The 21562-nt window shown below is 68.2% G+C and carries 19 protein-coding genes; 13 read left to right on the top strand and 6 right to left on the bottom strand.

Features of this window, described 5'->3' with window-relative positions; genetic code table 11:
* Nucleotides 1-33 precede the first annotated feature (33 nt).
* The 3 genes from EDC25_RS11215 to EDC25_RS11205 all read right to left on the bottom strand — a co-directional run bounded on the left by EDC25_RS11215 (nt 34) and on the right by EDC25_RS11205 (nt 2998).
* Nucleotides 34-1083 carry a GyrI-like domain-containing protein gene (locus EDC25_RS11215; RefSeq protein ID WP_123522799.1) on the bottom strand — a complete coding sequence of 350 codons (1050 nt, stop codon included), beginning with the start codon at nt 1081-1083 and terminating at the stop codon, nt 34-36.
* Nucleotides 1084-1208: 125 nt separating this feature from the next.
* Nucleotides 1209-1850, bottom strand: a complete 642-nt coding sequence (locus tag EDC25_RS11210; RefSeq protein ID WP_123522798.1) for a response regulator — start codon at nt 1848-1850, stop codon at nt 1209-1211.
* Nucleotides 1847-2998 (bottom strand): sensor histidine kinase, encoded by a 1152-nt coding sequence (locus EDC25_RS11205; protein ID WP_123522797.1) that lies wholly within the window; start codon nt 2996-2998, stop codon nt 1847-1849. The genes EDC25_RS11210 and EDC25_RS11205 overlap by 4 nt, the downstream gene beginning before the upstream one ends.
* 164 nt (nt 2999-3162) lie before the next feature.
* Here EDC25_RS11205 and EDC25_RS11200 point away from each other — a divergent pair, with 164 nt between their 5' ends.
* The 6 genes from EDC25_RS11200 (at nt 3163) to EDC25_RS11175 (ending at nt 7966) form a co-directional block, all read left to right on the top strand.
* Nucleotides 3163-3768: a GNAT family N-acetyltransferase gene (locus tag EDC25_RS11200; RefSeq protein ID WP_123522796.1), complete on the top strand. Its 606-nt coding sequence runs from the start codon at nt 3163-3165 to the stop codon at nt 3766-3768.
* Nucleotides 3769-3781: 13 nt separating this feature from the next.
* The gene (gene minC, locus EDC25_RS11195; RefSeq protein WP_240639711.1) at nt 3782-4525 is read left to right on the top strand and encodes a septum site-determining protein MinC; all 744 of its coding nucleotides are present in this window, start codon (nt 3782-3784) and stop codon (nt 4523-4525) included.
* Between the two features lie 49 nt (nt 4526-4574).
* Nucleotides 4575-5387, top strand: coding sequence for a septum site-determining protein MinD (gene minD, locus EDC25_RS11190; protein ID WP_123522794.1), 813 nt, complete (start codon nt 4575-4577; stop codon nt 5385-5387).
* A 4-nt stretch (nt 5388-5391) separates the two neighbouring features.
* Nucleotides 5392-5664 (top strand): cell division topological specificity factor MinE, encoded by a 273-nt coding sequence (gene minE, locus EDC25_RS11185; protein WP_132577517.1) that lies wholly within the window; start codon nt 5392-5394, stop codon nt 5662-5664.
* The gene (locus tag EDC25_RS11180) at nt 5651-6172 is read left to right on the top strand and encodes a hypothetical protein (RefSeq protein ID WP_123522793.1); all 522 of its coding nucleotides are present in this window, start codon (nt 5651-5653) and stop codon (nt 6170-6172) included. Before minE ends, EDC25_RS11180 begins: the two co-directional genes overlap by 14 nt.
* Before the next feature lie 102 nt (nt 6173-6274).
* A complete protein-coding gene (locus tag EDC25_RS11175) occupies nt 6275-7966 on the top strand; it encodes an AMP-binding protein (RefSeq protein ID WP_132577516.1) in 1692 nt (563 codons plus the stop codon).
* 20 nt (nt 7967-7986) lie between these two features.
* Here EDC25_RS11175 and EDC25_RS11170 read toward each other — a convergent pair whose 3' ends face one another.
* Nucleotides 7987-8559 (bottom strand): ECF-type sigma factor, encoded by a 573-nt coding sequence (locus EDC25_RS11170; RefSeq protein WP_164484132.1) that lies wholly within the window; start codon nt 8557-8559, stop codon nt 7987-7989.
* Between the two features lie 133 nt (nt 8560-8692).
* Between EDC25_RS11170 and EDC25_RS11165 the strand changes: the two genes are divergently transcribed.
* From EDC25_RS11165 to EDC25_RS11150, 4 genes are all read left to right on the top strand, one after another.
* Nucleotides 8693-9388 (top strand): YceH family protein, encoded by a 696-nt coding sequence (locus tag EDC25_RS11165; protein ID WP_123522791.1) that lies wholly within the window; start codon nt 8693-8695, stop codon nt 9386-9388.
* Nucleotides 9389-9454: 66 nt separating this feature from the next.
* Nucleotides 9455-10846 carry an acyl-CoA thioester hydrolase/BAAT C-terminal domain-containing protein gene (locus EDC25_RS11160; protein ID WP_123522790.1) on the top strand — a complete coding sequence of 464 codons (1392 nt, stop codon included), beginning with the start codon at nt 9455-9457 and terminating at the stop codon, nt 10844-10846.
* Nucleotides 10847-11099: 253 nt separating this feature from the next.
* On the top strand, nt 11100-13943 hold the full coding sequence (locus EDC25_RS11155) for a M16 family metallopeptidase (protein WP_123522789.1): 2844 nt from the start codon (nt 11100-11102) through the stop codon (nt 13941-13943).
* Between the two features lie 339 nt (nt 13944-14282).
* Nucleotides 14283-15065: an FHA domain-containing protein gene (locus EDC25_RS11150; RefSeq protein ID WP_165910902.1), complete on the top strand. Its 783-nt coding sequence runs from the start codon at nt 14283-14285 to the stop codon at nt 15063-15065.
* 38 nt (nt 15066-15103) lie between these two features.
* Here the strand turns inward: EDC25_RS11150 and EDC25_RS11145 are convergent, their stop codons facing one another.
* Nucleotides 15104-16705 carry a serine/threonine-protein kinase gene (locus tag EDC25_RS11145; RefSeq protein WP_123522787.1) on the bottom strand — a complete coding sequence of 534 codons (1602 nt, stop codon included), beginning with the start codon at nt 16703-16705 and terminating at the stop codon, nt 15104-15106.
* Between the two features lie 150 nt (nt 16706-16855).
* Here EDC25_RS11145 and EDC25_RS11140 point away from each other — a divergent pair, with 150 nt between their 5' ends.
* From EDC25_RS11140 to EDC25_RS11130, 3 genes are all read left to right on the top strand, one after another.
* On the top strand, nt 16856-18745 hold the full coding sequence (locus EDC25_RS11140; protein WP_240639715.1) for an ABC transporter ATP-binding protein: 1890 nt from the start codon (nt 16856-16858) through the stop codon (nt 18743-18745).
* A gap of 381 nt (nt 18746-19126) precedes the next feature.
* Nucleotides 19127-19723 (top strand): hypothetical protein, encoded by a 597-nt coding sequence (locus tag EDC25_RS11135; RefSeq protein ID WP_123522785.1) that lies wholly within the window; start codon nt 19127-19129, stop codon nt 19721-19723.
* 42 nt (nt 19724-19765) lie between these two features.
* Nucleotides 19766-20701: a hypothetical protein gene (locus EDC25_RS11130; RefSeq protein ID WP_123522784.1), complete on the top strand. Its 936-nt coding sequence runs from the start codon at nt 19766-19768 to the stop codon at nt 20699-20701.
* Between the two features lie 139 nt (nt 20702-20840).
* On the opposite strand, the gene nfi is transcribed toward EDC25_RS11130, so the two are convergent.
* Nucleotides 20841-21557, bottom strand: a complete 717-nt coding sequence (gene nfi / locus EDC25_RS11125; RefSeq protein WP_123522783.1) for a deoxyribonuclease V — start codon at nt 21555-21557, stop codon at nt 20841-20843.
* Between the last annotated feature and the right edge of the window lie 5 nt (nt 21558-21562).

The following is a 21562-nucleotide window of genomic DNA, read 5'->3' as shown; positions in this document are numbered from 1 at the left end:
CCGGCCCGCGACACGGACCGGCCACCGCCGCCGTTATTCGACGGGCAGGTAGATGTTGGTCTGCAGGTCACCTTCGAGGACGGCGTTGTCGCCGCTGCCGCCGGTGTCGTTGAGGAATTCCTCGACGATCGGGCCACGCGTCTTGTAGCCGTTGGCACCGGCCCAGGCGATCAGCATGTCGCGCTGGCGCGGCAGGTCCCAGCGCGGGCCGGCGTAGTGGATCTTCAGGTGCTTGCCACCGTCGATGACCGAGAAGCTCACGCCTTCCGGCAGGTCCGCTTCGACTTCCTTGATCGGCACGGCGGCGGTGAAGTCGTAGTTCTGGCCCCAGCGGTTCAGCACCGCCAGGCGCGGACCGGTGCGCGTCAGGCGCTTGATGTCGATGGTCGCGGTCAGCGTCTCGGTGAAGCGCAGAACCGTCGGCTGCACCGAATACGGCTGGTTGGTGGCGGCCTGGCCGTGGATCGAGATCACGTTCAGCGGCTGCAGTTCGACCTCGATCGGCTTCGCGGTGGCGAAGTCCTCGGAATAGTCGACATCGGGCAGCGACTCGATCTTCTCCTTGATCTTGCCGAGGCTGTACATCAGGTCGTCGCCGATCTGGCCTTCCAGGTACATGCCGCGAACGCGGCCGAACAGGTCCCAGCCATAGTCGACGTCGACCTTGAAGGTGGCGTTCACAGTGCCGCGGTCGGTTTCCGCGATGGTGAGGTCGGCGGTCTTGGTGTGGCCGCGCCAGGGCGCGTTCAAAGAATAGCTGACCCACTCGCCCGGCGAGACGTCCTCGATCTGCAGGCTGCCGTCGCCGATCCACGGGTCCTTGGCACTGAACCAGCTCGCGCGCGCACCCGGGCCGGACAGCGCCGGCGTGAACTGGTAGTTCACGTTCGGATCGCGCATGCCCCAGGGCGACCACAGCGGGAACTGCTTGAACGAGCTGATCATGTCACTGACCTGGGCGATCGGATGATGGATCTCCAGGTTGCGCACCACGCTCGCGCGGCTGGGCAGCAGGGCCATCAGCACCGCGAAAAAGATGACCGTGACGATCGCGGCCAGCAACAGTTCCTTGATTACACGCATGTAGTCCTACTCCGGTGGTGCGGTGCGACCCGGAATGGTACTGGTGCCGGCGTCCGTTGCCAACGGGCGCTGAATGACAAAGTCGGCGGAGCGAGCAGGTGCAGCGGCACCTGCCGGCCCGCGGTTCAGACCAGGCCGAGCTCGAATGCCTTCAGCACGGCACGGGTGCGGTCGCGCACGCCGAGTTTGGAGAGGATGTTGGAGACGTGGTTTTTTACCGTTCCCTCGGCCACATTCAAGGAGTTGGCGATCTCCCGGTTGCTGTATCCCCCGGCCATCAGGCGCAGGATCTCGGTTTCCCGCTCGGTCAGCGGATCGGGCTGGTCGAGGCTGGCGAAGCTGTTCTGCATCTTGTCCAGGCCGGACAGCAGCCGCTGTGAGACGGCCGGCCGGACCAGTGAGCCGCCTTCGGCCACCGTCTTCACCGCTTCGACCAGCTGTTCAAGGGTCACGTCCTTGAGCAGGTAGCCGCGGGCCCCGGCCTGCAGGCCGGCAAGCACCAGTTCGTCATCGTCGAAGGTGGTCAGGATGATGGTCGGCGGCAGCTGCTTGCGCTCGGCGAGGATGCGCAGCACGTCCAGGCCGGACTTCCCCGGCATGCGCATGTCGAGCAGGACCACGTCCGGCCCGACGCTGGGAATCAGCTCGATGGCCTGTTCGCCGTCGGCTGCTTCGGCCACCACCTGCACGGCATCGGAAAGCTCGAGCAGGCTGCGGATGCCCTGGCGCACCAGGGTCTGGTCGTCCACCAGCAATACGGAAATCATGGTCCGGCCCCTCCCACGGGCAGAATGGCACGCAGGCGGAAGCCCCGTCCTGGCGCGCTGTCGATCATCAGTTCCCCGCCGAACCGGCGCAAGCGTTCCGCCATGCCGGTCAGGCCATTGCCGGCCACGGCCACTTCGCAGCCGGCACCGTCGTCTTCCGCCCGCACCTCGATGGCGCCGTCGTCGCGGCGGCTGAAGGTCAGCCACAGGTTGTCGGCCTTGCCGTGGCGGACGGCATTGGTCAGAGCCTCCTGCGCCACGCGCAGCAGGATCTGGGCGTGCTCGGCGCCATCGACGCGGATGTCCTCGGGCAATTGCACATGCACCTTGACCCGCGGCACGCCTTCCACCAGGCGCGCCAGCGCCTCGGACAGGTCGATGCTGACGTCCTTGCGCAGCTCGCTGACGACATCGCGGACATCGCTGAGCAGCAGGCGGGTCAGCGACTGGGCCTGGCGCACATGCGCCCGCGCGTCGCCTTCGGTGCGGTGGCTGGCCACTTCCAGGTTCAGCGACAGCGCCGTCAGGTGGTGGCCGAGCAGGTCGTGCAGTTCGCGCGATATGCGCACGCGCTCGTTGGCGCGGCTGGATTCGGCCAGCAGCGCCCGCGTCGCCCGCAGTTCCGCGTTCAGCCGGCGCAGCTCGTCATGCGCCTCGGCCTGGCGCTTGGCGACCAGCGAGGTGACGAAGGTGAAGCTGGAATAGCCGAAGTACAGGCCCACCTGCAGGAAGGCCTGCAGCAGGGTGAACTCCTCGTGCACGGCGAAGACCGGCACCAGGATCAGGTTCTGTGCGATCAGCCAGGCCAGGCCGAAGGCCGGCGGCAGCAGCCAGGGCAGGACGCCGGCGCTGACCAGCAGCAGGATGCCGCCCAGACCGGTACCGCTGTAGTGGCTGATCACCGCCGGCGACACGCTCATCACCGCCAGCAGCAACAGGCGCAGCAGGTCCGGCGTCGGCCGGTTCAGCTGCCGCGACACCAGCCAGTAGGCGCCACCGAAGGCCACGTAGGCGGCCAGCCAGGCGTAGTAGTCGGCCGTGCCGCGACCCGGCTCGCCCGGAAAGAACAGCGGCAGCCCGACGCAGGCCCAGGTGAACAGGCCGGCGTAGCGCAGCAGGTCGGTCGCGGTGAGTCTCAGGTTCGACATTGCCTGAATGGTAAGGCCGCGCCATCGCCGCTGCAGCCGCCAAAGGTCATGCCCCGGGCGGCCTGCGCCGCCGTGACCACCGGGCTAACGCCTCCCTCGCCAAGGATGGGATAATGGCGCCCTTCCCTGCCCGCCGGGACGGTGGGCTCTCCCAGGAGCTGTGGATGAGCTTCATCTTCCGTGATGCCGCGCCCGAAGACCTGCCGACCATCCTCGCGATGAACGGGCAGGCCGGTGTTTCCGTGGCCGCCATGGACCGCGACATGCTGGACTGCCATTTCGCCAATGCGGCCTATTTCCGCGTGGCCGAGTGCGACGGCGGGCTGGCCGGTTTCCTCATCGGTTTCGACCACGAGGCGGGCACCGGCAATGCCGGCTACCTGTGGATGCGCGAGCGCCAGCCCGCTTTCGCCTACATCGACCGCATCGTCGTCGCGCCGGCGTTCCGCGGCCATGGCCTGGGTCGCGTGCTGTACGCGGACATCATCAGTTTCGCCGAGGTGCGCGTGCCGGTGCTGGCGTGCCAGGTATCGCTGGAGCCGCACGACAACGCTTCGCTGATGTTCCATGCCTCGATGGGATTCAAGGAAGTCGCGCAACTGGCCGTGCCGGAAGGCCGCATCGGCGTGATGGAACGCACCCTGTGCAGCTTCCCGTTCGTGCGCGACACCTACCTGGCCGGCGGCGGCCACCTGCCCGACCTGCCCTGGCTGGCCGCTCGCGAGCTGCCGGACGCGGAAATCCCGACCCGCCGCGTGGGGTGCGGCTGACATGGCGACGGTGATGGAAGCAGCCTGCGACCTGCGCGTCGGCCAGGTCGGCGTGGCGACATTGAAACTGCGCCGCCTGGACCTGGACGACATCCGCAACGAACTGGCGAGCAAGCTGGCGGCGGCGCCGCAGCTGCTGACGCGGGCGCCGGTGATTGTCGACCTGAATGCGTTTTCCAACCTGCCGGATGCCGCCACGGCGCGCGCGGTGCTGGACGCGGTCCGGGCCGGCGGCGTGCTCCCGGTCGGACTGACCTATGGCTCGCCCGCCGTCGATGCGCTGGCGCGCGAGCTGGACCTGCCGCTGTTCAGCCGCTTCCGCAGCGCCTACGAATCCGACAACCCGGCTGCGGCGGTACCTGCACCGGCACCGGCACCCGCGGCTGCGGCTGCACCGGCCCCGGCCCCGGCTGCCGCGCCCGTGGCCGCCGCCGGCGTGCGCGTCCATGAAGGCCATGTCCGCTCCGGCCAGCAGATCTACGCCCGCGGCCAGGACCTGACCATCATCGGCACGGTCAGTACCGGCGCCGAGGTGATCGCCGACGGCAACATCCATATCTATGGCGCCCTGCGCGGCCGCGCCCTGGCCGGCGCCAGCGGCGATACCGCCGCGCGCGTGTTCTGCCGCGAATTCAACGCCGAACTGGTCGCCGTCGCCGGCAACTACCGCGTCCTCGAGGACGCCCCTGCCCAGCTGCACGGCAAGGCCCTGGCCATCCGGCTGGACGGCGAGCGACTGCTGTTCGACCCGCTATGATCCAGTCATCACCACATCGAGATCGGCCATCGTGCCGGGGAGAAGTCCATTGAGCGAAGTCATCGTCGTCACCTCCGGCAAGGGCGGAGTCGGCAAAACCACCACCTCCGCCTCGATCGCCATGGGGTTGGCCCGTCGCGGCCACAAGGTCGTCGTCATCGACTTCGACGTCGGCCTGCGCAACCTCGACCTGATCATGGGCTGCGAGCGTCGCGTGGTGTATGACTTCGTCAACGTGATCAACGGCGACTGCACGCTCAAGCAGGCGCTGATCAAGGACAAGCGCCAGGAGAACCTGTCCATCCTCGCCGCGTCGCAGACGCGCGACAAGGATGCGCTGACCCAGGAAGGCGTCGAGCGCGTGCTCAACGAGCTGCGCGAGGAATTCGACTACATCATCTGCGATTCGCCGGCCGGCATCGAGAAAGGCGCGTTCCTGGCCATGTACTTCGCCGACCGCGCCGTCGTCGTGGTGAATCCGGAAGTGTCCTCGGTGCGCGACTCCGACCGCATCCTCGGCCTGCTCGCCAGCAAGACGCGCAGGGCCGAAAGCGGGGACGGCAAGATCGCCGAGCACCTGCTGCTCACCCGCTACAGCGCGAAGCGCGTCGCCGACGGCGACATGCTCAGCCTCAAGGACGTCGAGGAAATCCTCGGCATCCAGGTGCTCGGCGTGATTCCCGAGTCCGAGGAAGTGCTGCAGTCGTCCAATTCCGGCAATCCGGTGATCCTGGATGCCGATTCCAATGCCGGACAGGCCTACGACGATGCCGTCGCACGCCTGCTCGGCGAAAACCGGCCGCTGCGTTTCATGGAGCCGGAGAAGAAGGGGCTGCTCAAGCGCCTGTTCGGAGGAGGTTGACACCATGGGACTGCTCGACCTGTTCCGGAGCAAGCAGAAGAACACCGCCAATCTCGCCAAGCAGCGCCTGCAGATCATCATCGCCCAGGGCCGCGTCGAGCGCGGCGGGCCGGACTACCTGCCGATGCTGAAGCGCGAGCTGCTGGAGGTCATCCGCAAGTACGTCCACGTCGATCCGGATGCGGTCGAGGTCAACCTCGGCACCGAAGGCGACCACGAAGTGCTCGAGATGAACGTCGTACTGCCCGAACGTTCGAACGGCAGTGCAGGCGCATGACGGATCCGGGGCCGGCGACGAAGGCGTCCTGACCGTCGGCGACATCGATGCCGGCGCGCTGGCGGCGCTGCTGTCGCGCCATGGCCTGAGCCTGCAGCTCGTGCCTGATGGCGCGGCGATTCCGGGCAGTTACTGGGGCGAACCCGAAGCCGGGCTGATCGGCCACCAGGTATTCGCGCGTGCCGACACGCCGGTCCACTCCGTGCTGCACGAGGCCTGTCACCTGATCGTGCTGCCGCCGGAGCGGCGCGAACGGGTGCACACCGACGCCACGGATTCGATCGAAGAGGAAGACGCGACCTGCTACCTGCAGATCGTGCTGGCGGAGGGACTGGAAGGCGTCGGCCGTCATCGCCTGATGCGTGACATGGACACCTGGGGCTACACCTTCCGGCTCGGCAGTGCACGCGCCTGGTTCGAACAGGATGCCGGCAACGCCCGCGCCTGGCTGCAGGAACGCGGCCTGCTTCCCGCCGGTGACATGCACCGCAGGGCGACAGCCGCGTAGCGGCGGAACCCTCCCTTGCGCACCGCGTCTTGCCGGTGAAGCAACGGCTGTGCTGCAATCCCGGGCCATCCGGTAGCGCATGGAATCGCCTTGGAGAGCACGATGACCGATATCCCCCGACCGTGGCTGGACAGCTATCCGCCCGGTATTCCGGCGACCATCGACCCGGACAGCTATACCTCGGTCAGTGCCGTGATGCAGGAAGCCTGCCGAGAATTCCGCGACCGGCCCGCCTTCACGCAGTTCGGGCACACCTACACCTATGGCGAGATCGACCGTCTCAGCCGTGACTTCGCCGCCTACCTGACGACGCACCTCAAGCTGCAGCGCGGCGACCGGGTGGCGCTGATGATGCCGAACGTGCATGCCTACCCGATCGCCATATTCGGCGTACTGCGCGCAGGCCTGACCGTCGTCAACACCAATCCGCTGTACACGGCGCGCGAACTGAAGCACCAGCTCAAGGATTCCGGCGCCAAGGCCATCCTGGTGCTGGAGAACTTCGCCGCGACCGTCGCCAGAGTCATCGACGAGACCGACATCCAGCAGGTGATCCTGACCAGCGCCGCCGAACTGGTGCCCGGCGTCAAGGGCCGCGCGGTCGATTTCGTCGTCCGTCACATCAAGCGCATGGTGCCGAAGCACGGCCTGCGCGACACGATCACCATGAAAGGCGCCCTGCGGCTCGGCGCCGCCGCCAGCTACAGCGATCCGGACGTCCGCAGCGGCGAAATCGCCTTCCTCCAGTACACCGGCGGCACCACCGGCCTGGCCAAGGGCGCGATGCTCACCCATCGCAACATGATCGCCAACATGCTGCAGGTGCGGGCATGGCTTGGCCACACCTGCACGCCGGGTCAGGAGATCATCGTCACCGCGCTGCCGCTGTACCACATCTTCGCATTGACGGCGAACTGCCTGGTCTTCATGCAGGTCGGCGGCCGAAACCTGCTGATCCTCAATCCGCGTGACATGAAGGGCTTCGTCAAGGAACTGAAGCCCTGGAAATTCACGGTGCTGACCGGCGTCAACACGCTGTTCAACGGCCTGCTCAATACGGAAGGCTTCGACAAGCTGGATTTCTCAAAACTGCACCTGAGCCTGGGTGGTGGCATGGCCGTGCAGCGCGCCGTCGCCGAACGCTGGAAGAAGGTCACCGGCTGCACCCTTCTCGAAGCCTACGGCCTGACCGAAACGGCGCCGGCGGCCTGCATCAACCCGATGAACCTGCCCGACTACAACGGCGCCATCGGCCTGCCGATCCCGTCCACCGATGCCTGCGTGCGCGACGAGAACGGCAACGACGTGCCGGTCGACGAAGTCGGCGAGCTGTGCATCCGCGGGCCGCAGGTGATGAAGGGCTACTGGCAGCGCCCGGACGAGACCGACAAGGTCCTGGACGCCGCGGGCTGGCTGCGCACCGGCGACATGTCGCGCATGGACGCGAAGGGCTACTTCTACATCGTCGACCGCAAGAAGGACATGATCCTGGTGTCCGGCTTCAACGTGTACCCGAACGAGGTCGAGGATGTCGTCGCGGCGCACCCGGGCGTGCTGGAAGTGGCGGCCGTGGGCATTCCCGACAAGCATTCCGGCGAGATCGTCAAGCTGTTCGTCGTCCGCAAGGATCCGGCGCTGGTCGAGTCGGACCTGATGGATTACTGCCGCGAGAACCTCACCGGCTACAAGCGGCCGCGCGAAATCGAATTCCGCGACGCGCTGCCGAAGTCCAACGTCGGCAAGATCCTGCGCCGCGAACTGCGTGACGAACACGTGAACCGGAACGGCGGCTGAGGCCGCCCTTCCCCCGCCGCTCAGGCGGTCAGCCGCTGCTGCAGCCAGGCGCGGGCGAACCGGAGGTCGCGATCAACCGTCGGCACCGACACGCCCAGCGCGGAGGCGATCTGTTCGCGCGTCAGCCCGAGCAGGTAGCTCATCTCGATGATCTCGCACTTGCGCGGATCAAGCTGGCGCAGCGCGTTGAGCGCATCGTCGAGCACGTCGGCATCGTTGCTTTCAATGGCCTCGTGCTCGGCCGCCGACAGGGTCAGGTGTGCGCGGCCACCGCCGCGCTTGTCGCTGCCGCGCGCACGCGCCGCGTCGATCAGGATGCGCCGCAGCGCGACCGCGGCGGCGTTGTAGAAATGCCGGCGGTCATCCCAGGCGGCATCGGTGTTGAGCAGCTTGATGAACAGCTCGTTGGCCAGCTCGGTGGGCTGCAGCGTCACCGCCTGGCTGCCGTACTGCCGGCGCAGGTGTCGCGCCGCCAGCTGCCGCACCTGGTCGTAGACCAGCGCGATCATCCGGTCGCGCGCGCCGGTGTCGCCGTCGCGCCACGCGCCCAGCAGCTGGGTCACTTCGCCTTGTCCGCCCTGTTCTGGATTCATCGACCTGTTCCTGCGGTCCCCGCCGCCGGGTTTCGCCCATGGTGAAATGTCGAGACCGGCGAGGCAAATGCCGGCAGTCATGGGTGGGCGGCGGGTTAAACTGGCGGGCGACCCGTACTGCCTGCCAGGAACCATGACCGGAACCGAAGACACGCTGCCCGAACCGCAGCTGGATGCCCATGAAGCCCGCGTGCTCGCCTGCCTGATCGAAAAGGAATCGACGACGCCGGAGCAGTACCCGCTCACCGCCAACGCCGTGCAGGTGGCCTGCAACCAGAAGACCGGCCGTGATCCCGTCATGGACCTGGAAGCCGGCGCCGTCGGCCATGCACTGCGCACGCTGGAAGACAAGCGGCTGGTGCGTTCCATCCATGGCGCGCGGGCGCAGCGCTACGACCATCGCACCGACGAGATCTACGCCATCAGTCCCGAGCAGCGCGCCCTGCTCGCACTGCTGGTGCTTCGCGGCGCGCAGACGGCCGGCGAGCTGTTCACGCGCAGCGAACGCCTTTTCCGCTTCCAGGGCCTCGACCAGGTGCGGGGCATCCTGGAACGCCTGGAAACGCGGCACCCGGCGCTGGTCGTGAAGCTGCCGCGGGGCCCCGGCCAACGCGAAGACCGATACGCCCACCTGCTGTGCGGTCGCGAAGCGGCCCAGGCGCAGGGCCGCGCCGCCGATGCCGGCCAGGCACGCGCAGCGGTCGCCGCCGAAGCCGGCGCCGGCGAGCTGCGCGAGCGCGTCGATCGCCTGGAAGCGGAACTGGCCGAGCTGCGCGCGCGCTTCGATGCGCTGGCCGCACGCATGACGGATGCCGGCAACAGCGGCTGACAGGCGTCAGTACCGGCAGCCTGCGCCGTCGTCGACACTGCGCACCATCCAACGCGGAGATCGTCCATGGCTGTCCGTTTTCCCATCCGCTGCAGTGTGCTGCCCATCGCGCTGCTGGCCTGCGCCAACCTGCACGCGCAACGCATCGAGGTCCGCCCGGAGACCATCCTTTCCGGCGACGAGGTGCAGATCGTCCTCAAGCAGTTTCCCCGCGACGCGCGCATCGAAGTGCGCGCCGAACGCGCGTTGAGCCCGTGGCAACCCGGCGCGAAGGCGGCCCTCTACCGTTCGCAGGCGCAGTTCCAGACCTCGGCCGCCGGCAGCCTCGACCTGTCCACTGCCACGCCGGTCGAGGGCAGCTATGCCGTTGCCGACGTCCGTGGCCTGGCCTGGTCGATGCAGCCGACCGGCGAACAGGCGCCCGGGGACTGGCCGACCAATCGCCTGCACTTCAAGGCGCTGGTCGAGGGCGAAGTCGTCGCCGAGGCGAGCCTGACCATCCACAGCGCGCGGGACGATGTCGTCGTCGAGGAGATCGGCGACGCCTTCCCTGGCGCGGTGTTCGCGCACGTGCCGGGCAAGGCGCGGCGCCCGGCGATCATCGTGCTCGGAGGCTCGGAAGGCTATGACTGGGTGGCGCGCGGCATGTCGCCGCAACTGGCCTCGCATGGCTTCGCCGTCCTCGGCCTGCCCTACCACGCGCCGGCATTCATCCAGCGCCGCGACCTGGACATGCTGCCGAAGTCCTTCACCGACATTCCCGTCGATCGCCTGCAGTCCGCCTACGAATGGCTGCGCCGGCGCGACGATGTCGATGCCGACCGCATCGGCCTCTATGGCGTGTCCAAGGGCGCGGAGTTTTCCCTGATCGCCGCCACGCGCATGGACTGGATCGACGCGGTGGCCGCCATCGTGCCCAGTGACGTGGTCTGGGAAGGTTTCGGCGCCATGGGCGTGGCGCCCGGTACGCGCAGCTCCTTCTCCTGGCACGGCGAGCCGCTGCCATTCGTGCCCTACGACAACATCCAGGCCGAGTTCTCGGCAATGGGCAGCGGCAGCGGCGCCGTCCTGCGCCGCCCGCATGACCATGGCCGCGCGGCAAATACGCAGCGCGCCATTGCCGCGCGTATTCCGGTCGAGACGTATCGCGGCGCGCTGCTCGTTGCCGGCGGCATGCTCGACGCCGTCTGGGCCTCCGGTCCGATGGCGCAGTCGATCGCCGAACGCCGCGCCGAAGCCGGCCTGGAGACCACCACGCTGGTGTTCTGGGGTGCCGGCCATGCACTGACCGGCGACGGCTGGTCGCCGACCACACAGCTCGATGCCGGCCCGATGTCGATGGGCGGCCTGCCTGCCGATACCGCCCAGGCCCAGGCGGCGACCTGGCGGGCGACGCTGGAATTCTTCAAGGCCCACCTGGCGCCGCCCGCACCGCAGCCGGTGGTCGCCAAGCCCTGACCCGACCGGTCCGGTGGCGCCGGCGCATCGCCCGGACTGCCGCCGGTCCCGTCGCCCGCCCGCGTTCCGGCCACACGGCGCCCGGCAACGGGCGCCCGCCGTGCATCCTGCGCCTGGACATCCCCCGCGCCAGCGAATGCCGCCCGGTCTGGCGCTGATCACCGCTGTTTCACCGCCCGGCCCAACCATCGGCAGGATCGCCCGGGCGGGCCGGCCTGTATCCTTTCGGGCTCCCCACTGACTGGAGTCGCCGATGCGCTTCATCCCCACCCTGCTGGCCGGCCTGGTCACGGCCGCCGCTGCCGTGGCGCCCGCCGCACCCGTGGCTGCGGCCGACAAGCTGTTCGACCAGCCCTACCTGATGCGGACCCTGGACAACGACCTGCGGGTGATCGTCGTGCGCACCGACACGCCGGGCGTCGTTTCGCTGCAGATCCCGGTGCAGACCGGCTCGCGCAACGAGGTCGAGAAGGGCAAGTCCGGCTTCGCGCACTTCTTCGAACACATGATGTTCCGCGGCACCGAGGCGTACCCGCCGGAGGCCTACCAGGCCATCCTCACCAACGCCGGTGCCGACCAGAACGCGTACACGACGGCCGACTACACCAACTACCACATCAACTTCACTACCGCCGACCTCGAGAAGATCCTCGAGATCGAAGCCGACCGCTTCCAGAACCTCAAGTTCACCGAAGCGCAGTTCCGCACCGAAGCGCTGGCCGTCAAGGGCGAGTACCTGAAGAACTACTCGAACCCGATGCTCAAGGGCTTCGAGAAGCTGGCGGAAATGTCGTTCGGCGTGCACACCTACGGCCACACCACGATGGGTTACCTCGAAGACATCGAGGACATGCCCAACCAGATGGAATACGCGCATACGTTCTTCGACCGCTGGTACCGCCCCGAGTACACCAGCGTGATCGTCGTCGGCGACGTCGATCCGGAAGCGACCTTCGAACTGGTGCGCAAGTACTGGGGCGGCTGGCAGCGCGGCAGCTACACGGTCGACATCCCCGTCGAGCCGCCGATGCAGGGACCGAAGTACGAGCACATGAAATGGAACGGCCCGACGCTGCCGTACCTGCTGCACGCGTGGCGCGGTCCGGCGTTCACCACCGGCGAGCGCGACACCGCGGCGCTGATGCTGGTCAACGAGCTGTACTTCGGCGCCAGTTCCGAGCTGTACCAGCAGGTCGTGGTGCGCGAGCGCTGGGCCGACCAGCTGTTCGCGCGCGCGCCGAGCAGCATCGATCCGGCCAACTACGCACTGATCGTCCGCCTCACCGACGCCGCCCACGCCGGCAAGGTCAACGAGGCGATCGCCGCCACGCTGACGCAGATCCGCAGCCAGCCGGTCGACCAGCAGCGCCTGGATGCGACGCGCTCGCGCATGAAGTACGGCTTCGCCGGCACGCTGGCCTCCGCCGACAGCCTCGCCGCCGTACTGGCGCAGTTCGTGCAGTACGAGCGCACGCCGGAAACGCTGAACGCGCTGTACGCACAGGTGGACGCCGTGACGCCGGCCGACATCATCGCCGCCGCCGACCGCGTGTTCGTCGACGGCAACCGAGCCAGCCTGTCGATCAGCACCACCGCCGACATGGAAGGCGCCGGCGACTTCGCCGACATCGAAGCCGCGGTGGCCGCGGCTCGCAATGCCAGCCTGCCGGACATCGACGTCATCGCCCTGCCCTCCAATTCGCCGCTGGTCGAGGTCTCGCTGGTGTTCGAAGCCGGCGCCGCCTACGACCCGCCGGGCAAGGCCGGCCTGGCCGACCTGACCGCCGCCATGCTGACCGAGGGTGGCAGCGCCCGCCGCGGTTTCGCCGAGCTGCAGCACGCCTTCTATCCGATGGCCAGCGGCTTCAGCGCCCAGGTGGACAAGCACATGCTGCGCCTGTCCGGCGTCGCGCACCGCGACAACCTCGACGCCTGGTACGCGCTGGTCCGTGAGATGCTGCTCGAGCCCGGCTTCCGCGAAGAGGACTTCCAGCGCCTGAAGCAGCAGCAGATCAATTTCATCCGCGTCTCGCTGCGCGGCAACAACGACGAGGAACTCGGCAAGGAAGCGCTGTACGAGATGGTGTACGGCCCGGAGCATCCCTATGGCCGCCTCAACTATGGCCATGTCGCCGACCTCGAGTCGATCACGCTGGATGACGTGCGCAAGTTCTACAACGAACGCCTGACCCGCTCCGGCCTTCGGGTCGGCCTGTCCGGCCACTTCGACGACCGCTTCCGCGAGCGCCTGCTGCGCGACCTGGCGACGCTGCCGGAAGGTGATGGCAATGCCGTGAAGGCGGCGGCGCCAGCGCTGTCGGGTGTGCGCAACGCGCGCATCCTGCAGAAGGAAACCACCGCCGTCGCCGTGTCCTTCGGCTGGCCGATCGCCGTCAACCGCAGCCATCAGGACTGGCTGGCGCTGTGGCTCGTGCGCAGCTGGCTGGGCGAGCACCGGACCTCGTCGGCGCAGCTGTACAAGCGCATCCGCGAAGAGCGCGGCATGAACTACGGCAACTACGCCTACATCGAGTACTTCCCGATGGGCGGCATGCGCATGAAGCCGGAAGCGAACTTCGCCCGCCAGAACGACCTGTTCCAGGTCTGGCTGCGACCGCTTCGCGACAACAACGACGCCCTGTTCGCGACGCGCACGGCGCTGTTCGAACTCGACAACCTGGTCCGGAATGGCCTGACCCAGGCGCAGTTCGAAGCCACGCGCGCCTTCCTGCGCAAGTACGCGGCGATCCTCACCGCGTCGCCGCATGACCGCCTCGGCTATGCAGTCGACGCGGACTGGTTCGGCACGCCGGCGTTCCTCGACCAGGTCCGCGGCGGTCTGGACCGCCTGACCCTTCGCGACGTGAATGCCGCGATCCGCCGCCACATCAAGCCGGAGGCAGCGCAGTTCGTGTTCGTCGCCAAGGACGCCGAAGGACTGGCTCGGGCGCTGGCCGAGGATGCGCCGTCGTCCGTGACCTACAACAGCGAGAAGCCGGCCGAGCTGCTGGCCGAGGACGCGATCATCGAGAAGCTGCCGCTCAAGCTTTCCGCCGACCGCATCGAGATCGTTCCGGCCGACAGCATCTTCGAGTAAGGACCGGCCGGCCCCATCGCATCGCGGCGATGGGGCCGGTCAGGCCGCGCGCCTGCGTGGGCCACGCCAGCCGACAGGCCCCGTCCGCTGCCCCGCAGCGGGACAGTTCCCACCGGCCGCTCCGGCGTGACAGCGCCGGTAAAGGCAGCAGCAAGCTCACGGTCAGGATAGTGCCGACGAATCGCATGCCGTCGAGGCCGCCCGTCGAACTGGCCTGGTTTCGGCAATCTGTCCGTATCAAGGGGTGCCTGAGCTAACATCCCGGCCATGATCGAACAGCAGCCTCACGCCCCTCGCATCGTCCACACTCCCGTGCCGCGTCCGCCCGGCAAGGTCAGGGTGACCCTGACCCTGGTCGACGGCGACCAGCCGCCGCTGTTGCTGGACCGCGGCGAAATCCGCGTCGGCAGCCATCCGGAAAACGAGCTGGCCGTTCCGGGCAGCGAGCTGCGTCCGGTGCATGCGCGCATCAGTGTCAACCAGGACGGCGCGCTGCTGCGACTGGTGCAGGCCGACGCCGGAGCGTTCGTCAGCCGTCGCCCGGTGCAGTCGCTCGCTTTCCTCCACGATGGCGACCTGATTGAATTCGGCAAGGTCGCCATCCGGGTCGAGATCGCCTATCCGGGGCGCGAAGGCAGTGGCAATCCGGAAACCATGGCCACCCGCGTGCGCCGCGTTCCGCCGCGCTATGTCCTGCGTGGCGTCACCGGTTCGCAGTTCGGCCGCCTGATCCCGATCTATGGACGCCTGCTGATCGGTCGTGATGCCAGTTGCGATCTCGTCCTCGACGAACCGGGCATGTCGCGCCGCCACGCCGCGATTGAGAGCCACACCAGCGGACTGGTGCTTCGCGACCTTGACTCCGCGAATGGCGTGCAGCTCAATGGCAGCAATGTGAACAACAGCGCCCCGCTCAAGCACGGCGACCAGATCGTGGTCGAGGGCGTTCGATTCCTGGTGCAGGCCATCGACCAGATCGATGCGCCGCTGGGCAGTGGCGATGCCGCGGGCCTCCCGGCTGCCGGTCGCGGCGAAGGTCGCGGCATGCTGGTGTGGTGGGCCGCCGCCGTCGTGGTGCTGGCGATCGCCGCCGCCGCGGCGTTCATGTTGCAGGGGAGCTGACCGGCGGCAGACGCCGCCGGTTCCATCGCAGGGTCCGGTCAGTCGCCGCGCGCCGCGCGGCGTCGTAACGCCAGCAGCTGCTTCCGCCAGGTCTCGTAATTGGCCTTGCGCCGGTCATAACCGTCGCGCAGCGCATTGCGCTGCGCCGCATCCTGGGTTTCCGAACGCAAGCGCTCCGTACGCTGGCGATCCGCTTCGATCGTGCGCCGTCCCAGGTCCATGTGCGTATCGATGCGCTGCAGGCGCTGCTCGCGATTGCCGGCGAGCAGGAACAGTGGCACCGGCGGCACCGTCTCGAAGTCGATCGGGAATCGCGGCGGCACGGCGGGTGTCGTGCGCGTGGCCTGTGGCGTGGTCTTGGGGGCGCTGCCGCGGGCCGGCGTGGTGGCAGCCGGCCCCGGCGCTGACGCTGCCGCCGTTGCGCCCGGCTCGGCCGTCTCTGCCGATTTCGCGACGATGGGAGGCGTCGCTTCCGCCGGGGGCGTCGCAACGGGTTGCGAAGAAGCGGCGGCTTCATCGCCGAAGGCATTGTCGCCGTTCCTGCCGTCGCCGATGGCATCGCCGGGCTGCCCGTCCGAAGAAGACCGCGCCGCCACGGGTGCGTTCGTGCCGCTGCCTGCCTCACCCTCGTCGAAGTCGTCGAACGGATCCGCTTCGGACCCGCCGGCATCGGTACCCGCGGGCGTCCCGCCGGCCACGGCGGCGATGTCATCGTCGGCGCCCTCGCCCGACCACAGCACTTCGCCGAAGCGCCAGATGGCAATGGCGAGCAGGCACAGGATCAGCAGCGGCATGCCCAGCCGCACGGCCAGCGAAGGCCGGCGCGGCGACGGCCGGCCGGGAATGCGCTGCAGCGCCGCGGCCATCGCCGCCGCGTTCGGGAAGCGCTGCTCGGGGCGCTTCGCCATCGCCGTGTCGATCCACGACTGCCACTGGGCCAGTTCGTCCGGCAAGCGCGGCACCGGCTGCTGCATGTGCGCGACGACGACGCTGAGGTGGTCGGGACCGGTGAACGGCGGCTCGCCGGTCAACAGCTCGTAGGCGATGGCGCCGACGCTGTAGAGGTCGCTGCGACCGTCGGGCAGTTCGCCCCTGGCCTGCTCGGGACTCATGTACAGGCTGGAACCGAAGGTCTCGCCGGCCTTGGTGTGCCGGCTCACCGATTCGATCGAACGTGACACGCCGAAATCCGCCAGTCGCGCCCGACCGACCTGGTCGAACAGCACGTTCTCCGGCTTGACGTCGCGGTGCACGACGCCCAGCTCGTGCACGTAGGCGAGCGCGTCGAGCACCTGTCCCAGCACCTCGCGCACGCGCGGACTGTCGCCGCCGAGGCCGGCCTGCGCCAGCGTGCCGTTGGGCACGTAGGGCATCGAGAAATACAGGCGGCCGTCGGCGGTTTCGCCGAACTCGATGATGCCGACGACATTGGGATGATCGAAGCGCGCGACGATGGCGGCTTCCTGGCGGAAGCGCGCCAGCCGCTGCTCGGCCTCGAGACCCGGCGATACCACCTTGACGGCAACCGGACGCGCCAGGGCAAGCTGTTCCGCCAGCCAGATCTCCGACATCCCGCCGTGGCCGAGGCGACGGAGGATGCGGTAACCGGGGATGTCGGGCTTGGCCTGGTTCTGCACCATCGCGGCACCTGATCACGGACAGGACGGCCACTGTATCCCAAGCGCCAGCTGTCGGGCAGTCCGCCGGCGCTACTGCCGCGGGTCGCCGATGTGCGATGCTTGCCGCCGTCACCGCTGCAGACTTCCCGACACATGCCACGCGAGTACACCATGGGCGCGCGCGCTCCATCCGGCCCGCAGCCGCCCGGTCCCGCAGCCGAACCAGCCAACACCACCCTGCGCGAGCGCGTGGGCGCGCTGCGCAACCTGCCACCCTTCATCAAGCTGGTCTGGCAGACCAGTCCCTCGATGGCCTTCGCCAGCCTCGTGCTGCGCCTGGCGCGCGCGCTGCTGCCGGTGGTCATGCTCTACCTGGGCAAACTGATCATCGACGAAGCCGTGCTGCTGGTGCAGGCCGGCGTGCCCCCGACCGGCTGGCGCGACTGGTGGCTGGGCGGCCAGCTCGACCACCTGGCCTTCCTGCTGGTCGCCGAGTTCGTACTGGCCGTGGTGTCCGACGTGCTCGGCCGCATCGTCTCGCTGCTCGACGCCCTGCTCGGCGAACGCTTCAACAACGCCACCAGCGTGCGCCTGATGGAGCACGCGGCGACACTGGACCTGGAGGACTTCGAGGACAGCGAACTGCAGGACAAGCTGGAACGCGCGCGCCGGCAGGCCATGGGCCGCTCGACGCTGCTCAGCCAGCTGCTCGGCCAGGCGCAGGACATCGTCACCATCATCAGCTTCGCCGCCGGCCTGATGATCTATGCACCCTGGCTGATCGCACTGCTGGTGCTGGCGCTGGTGCCGGCCTTCATCGGCGAGGTGCACTTCAACGCCAAGAGCTACTCGCTCAACTACGCGTGGACGCCGGAGCGCCGCGAGCTGGACTACGTGCGGCAGACCGGGGCCAGCGTGGAAACGGCCAAGGAAGTGAAGATCTTCGGCCTCAACCGCTTCCTGATCGACCGCTACCGCACGCTGGCCGAGGGCTTCTACCGCGCCAACCGCCGCCTCGCCATCCGGCGCGCAGGATGGGGCGCGCTGTTCACGACGCTGGGGACGGTCGGTTACTACTTCGCCTACGCCTTCATCGCCTGGCGCACGGTGCGCGGCGACTTCTCCATCGGCGACCTCACCTTCCTGGCCGGATCATTCCGTCGCCTGCGCACGCTGCTTGAAGGCCTGCTCATGGGCTTCTCGCAACTCGCCGGCCAGGCGCTGTACCTGGACGACCTGTTCTCGTTCTTCCAGATCGAGCCGGAGATCACCTCCCCGGAAAACCCGCGCCCGTTCCCGCGGCCGATCCGCCAGGGCTTCGAGTTCCAGGATGTCGGCTTCATCTATCCGGGCGCGCAGCGCTGGGCCGTGCGCCATCTCAACTTCACGCTGCATGCCGGGGAAGTGATGGCGCTGGTCGGCGAGAACGGCGCCGGCAAGACCACGCTGGTGAAACTGCTGGCGCGCCTGTACGACCCGGACGAGGGGCGCATCCTGCTCGACGGCCACGACCTGCGCGAATACGACCTCGACGAGCTGCGCGCGAACATCGGCGTGATCTTCCAGGACTTCGTCCGCTACCACCTCACCGCGGCGGAGAACATCGCCGTCGGCCGCATCGAGGCCGGCGACGACCGCGCGCGCATCGAGGAAGCGGCACGGCGCAGCCTCGCCGACGACGTCATCGCCAAGCTGCCGAATGGTTACGACCAGGTCATCGGCAAGCGCTTCAAGAAAGGCGTCGACCTGTCCGGCGGCGAATGGCAGAAGATCGCCATCGCCCGCGCCTACATGCGCGATGCCGAACTGCTGATCCTCGACGAGCCGACGGCGGCACTGGATGCACGCTCGGAATTCGAAGTCTTCCAGCGCTTCAAGGAACTCAGCGCCGGCAAGACGGCGGTGCTGATATCGCACCGCTTCTCGACCGTGCGCATGGCCGACCGCATCCTGGTACTGGAAGGCGGGCGCATCGAGGAAGTCGGTACCCACGAGGAACTGCTCGCCGCCGGCAAGCGCTACGCCGAACTCTTCGAACTGCAGGCGGCCGGCTATCGCTGAGCGCCGGGGCCAGTCACTGCGTCGACGACGATGCCATCGTCGTCATTCGGTGTCGACGCAGCGTGGTCGTGGACCGGGTAACACGCAAGGTTGGCAGGGGCATGTTCCACGCGCACCGGACGTCATGCCCGCGGTCGGTTCCACCGGGCCGGTCAATCCAGCCCGACCCGACCCCTGCCCCGGCGCCCTGCCGCAAACGGCCTCATCGGACGCCGGAAACTGGACGGCATCAGACCGCCCGTCAACCTTCACCCGGAATCGACGAGTCGAGGTCAATCAGGGTGTGATCCGCATCGCATGCGGTCGTGATCGTTTGCTAGGCTCGCACACACCGAAGGGAGGGATTGCCGCGGCTTACGCGCGCAATCGGAGAGGACATCGATGACGAACAGATTCTGGTCCGCACTCGCCACGGGCCTGGGCGCATGTGTCGCGTTGCCGCTGGCTGCGGCGAATCTCCTGGTCAATCCGGGCTTCGACTCGAACAGCACGGGCTGGACATTCCAGACCGCAGGTGCCGGTGCAGGCGCAGGCTGGGTGGCAGGCATCGGCCGTGGAGGGACGGATGGCATCAGCCTGTTCGCCAACTTCACCGGCGACTCGTCATTCGTACGCCAGTGCGTCAACACATCAGCGAGCGTGCTCGACGCGCACATCTACGGGAAGCTGCATGCGACTTCCAACTTCCGCTACTACGGCGAAGCCAGCGTATCGGCATTCACCCAGGCGAACTGTGGCGGCGGCTATGCCGGCAACGCGGTCGCGACACCGCACCTGCTCGACGACGGCTGGGTGCTGTACCGCATCGACGGCATGCAGACGCCAGCTGCCACACAGAGCGTGATGTTCATCGCCGGCGCCACCGGCGACCACGGCACCGTCACGCTGCACTGGGATGACGCGGCGCTGGGACCGGCGGGCACGACCGGCGTGCCGCCGCGACCGGCGAACCTGCTGTTGAATCCCGACTTCGCCTAGAGCCTGTTCCAATGGGAGGCCACCCTCCACGAGGGTGGATACGTGGTCTGGCGTGGCGACGCCGGCGAGCCCGCTCCGGGCGCGGTCCTGCTGCAGCGCTCATACGGGGCCGCGCAGCATGCATCGCAATGCGTGGCGCTGCCCGGCGGCGATATCGACGCGTACGCGCTGTCGGAGGGTGCGGCCGGTGACCCGGCCGAGCTGGCCGTCTGGTTCTACGGCACGGGCAACTGCTCGGGCACGCCTTCCTTCACGGCCACGGCGCAGAAATCGCCCTCGCCGGGCGCCTGGACGCTGCACCATCTTCTCGACTTCACGCCGCCCGCCGGAACCCGGTCGGCCAGGGTCCTGCTGATGAACAGCGGAACCGGCTCGACCTACATGGACCATGCCGCCTTCGGCGCCGCCGGGACGATCGGCGCACCGTTGCAGTTCCGGATCGGCGGCAACGTGTCCGGGCTGCTGGGACTTGGCCTGGCCCTTCGATTGAACGCCGGCGAGACCTTGGCCCTCGACAGCAATGGCATCTTCGCCTTCGACAGCCGGATCATTGATGGTGGCACGTACACGGTGGTAGTCCTCCAGGCTCCTGCGGCGCCCGAACAGGTCTGCCACGTCCACAATGGCAGCGGCACGGTCAACGGGGATGACGTCGGCGACGTACACATCGACTGCAAGCCGCCTGTCCGATATCGCGTCGGCGGTGCCGTCGTCGGCCTGGCCGGCGCCGGGCTGGCGCTGGACCTCAATGGCATTGAAGTCCTGCCCGTCAGCGCCAACGGTGCGTTCGAGTTCAGCACGACGCTGCTGGACGGCGACGCCTACTCGGTGACCGTCCGACAGCAACCCGCCAGCCCGCTGCAGACCTGCCAGGTCGGCGGCGGCAGCGGCGTGATCGCAGGCGGCGACGTCCTCGACGTCCAGGTCCAATGCGCCAACAAGGTCATGGACCGGATCTTCGCTTCCGGATTCGAATGACCGCCGGCTGAAACAGCGGGCACCTGGACGACTCCGGCCGGCCTCTGGCAGCGTCGGTGGCTGTCGGGCGTGACGCCCGCAGCCGTCCGGATGAAATGGCATCCAGGACCCGGGCATCCGCGCTTCGAAGCGTGAAATCTCAGCGGTGCTCCGTGTCCCGCGGCGGCTTGCTCAGGCGGTCGGCGAGCCGTGTCGGCTCCGGCAGGCGGTAACGCGTCAGCATCGCCATGACGAAATCCGCCGCGCGCTCGATGCCGATGCGGTGTCCGGGTGAAACGATCAACGGTGCGCAGCCGGCACGCGAACGCAGCACCGTGCCGACCCCTTCGCCGTCGATGAGCAAGGGCCGCTGCGCACCTTGCCGCCCGGGCAAACTGTCATGCGTGCCAACCAGGATCGACTTGGCGACGCCGATGCTGGGCAGTCCGGTCGCCACGCCCAGGTGCGCGGCAATGCCGAAGCGGCGTGGATGCGCGATGCCCTGGCCGTCGCACATAAGCAGGTCGGGCCGGCGCGGCAGTTGCGCGAGGGCTTGCAGGACCACCGGCAATTCACGGAAGGAAAGCAGGCCCGGAATGTAGGGCAATGCAACCGGCTGCTCGACCACCGCTTCGGCCACCGGCAACAGCGTGCGCGAGTCGACGAGCACGGCGGCCGCGCGTGCGATTTTCGCGAAACGGCCCAGGCCGACATCGACGCCGGCGATCCAGCGCGGCAAGCTGCGGAAGGCATTGCGCAGGCTGACGCGGCCGGCCAGTGCCTCCTGGATGCGTCGCAGGTCCGGCACCGTGCCGGACCAGCCCTGCGGAAACAGCAGTGAGGGCGGCAGCGTGAACTGTTTCAGCACCCGCGCCATCGCCG

Source organism: Pseudofulvimonas gallinarii (assembly GCF_004343305.1).
In the GTDB taxonomy this organism is placed as follows: Bacteria; Pseudomonadota; Gammaproteobacteria; order Xanthomonadales; family UBA2363; genus Pseudofulvimonas; species Pseudofulvimonas gallinarii.
The sequence above is the reverse complement of the archived record's forward strand: the minus strand, read 5'-3'. Positions and strand labels throughout refer to the sequence as shown.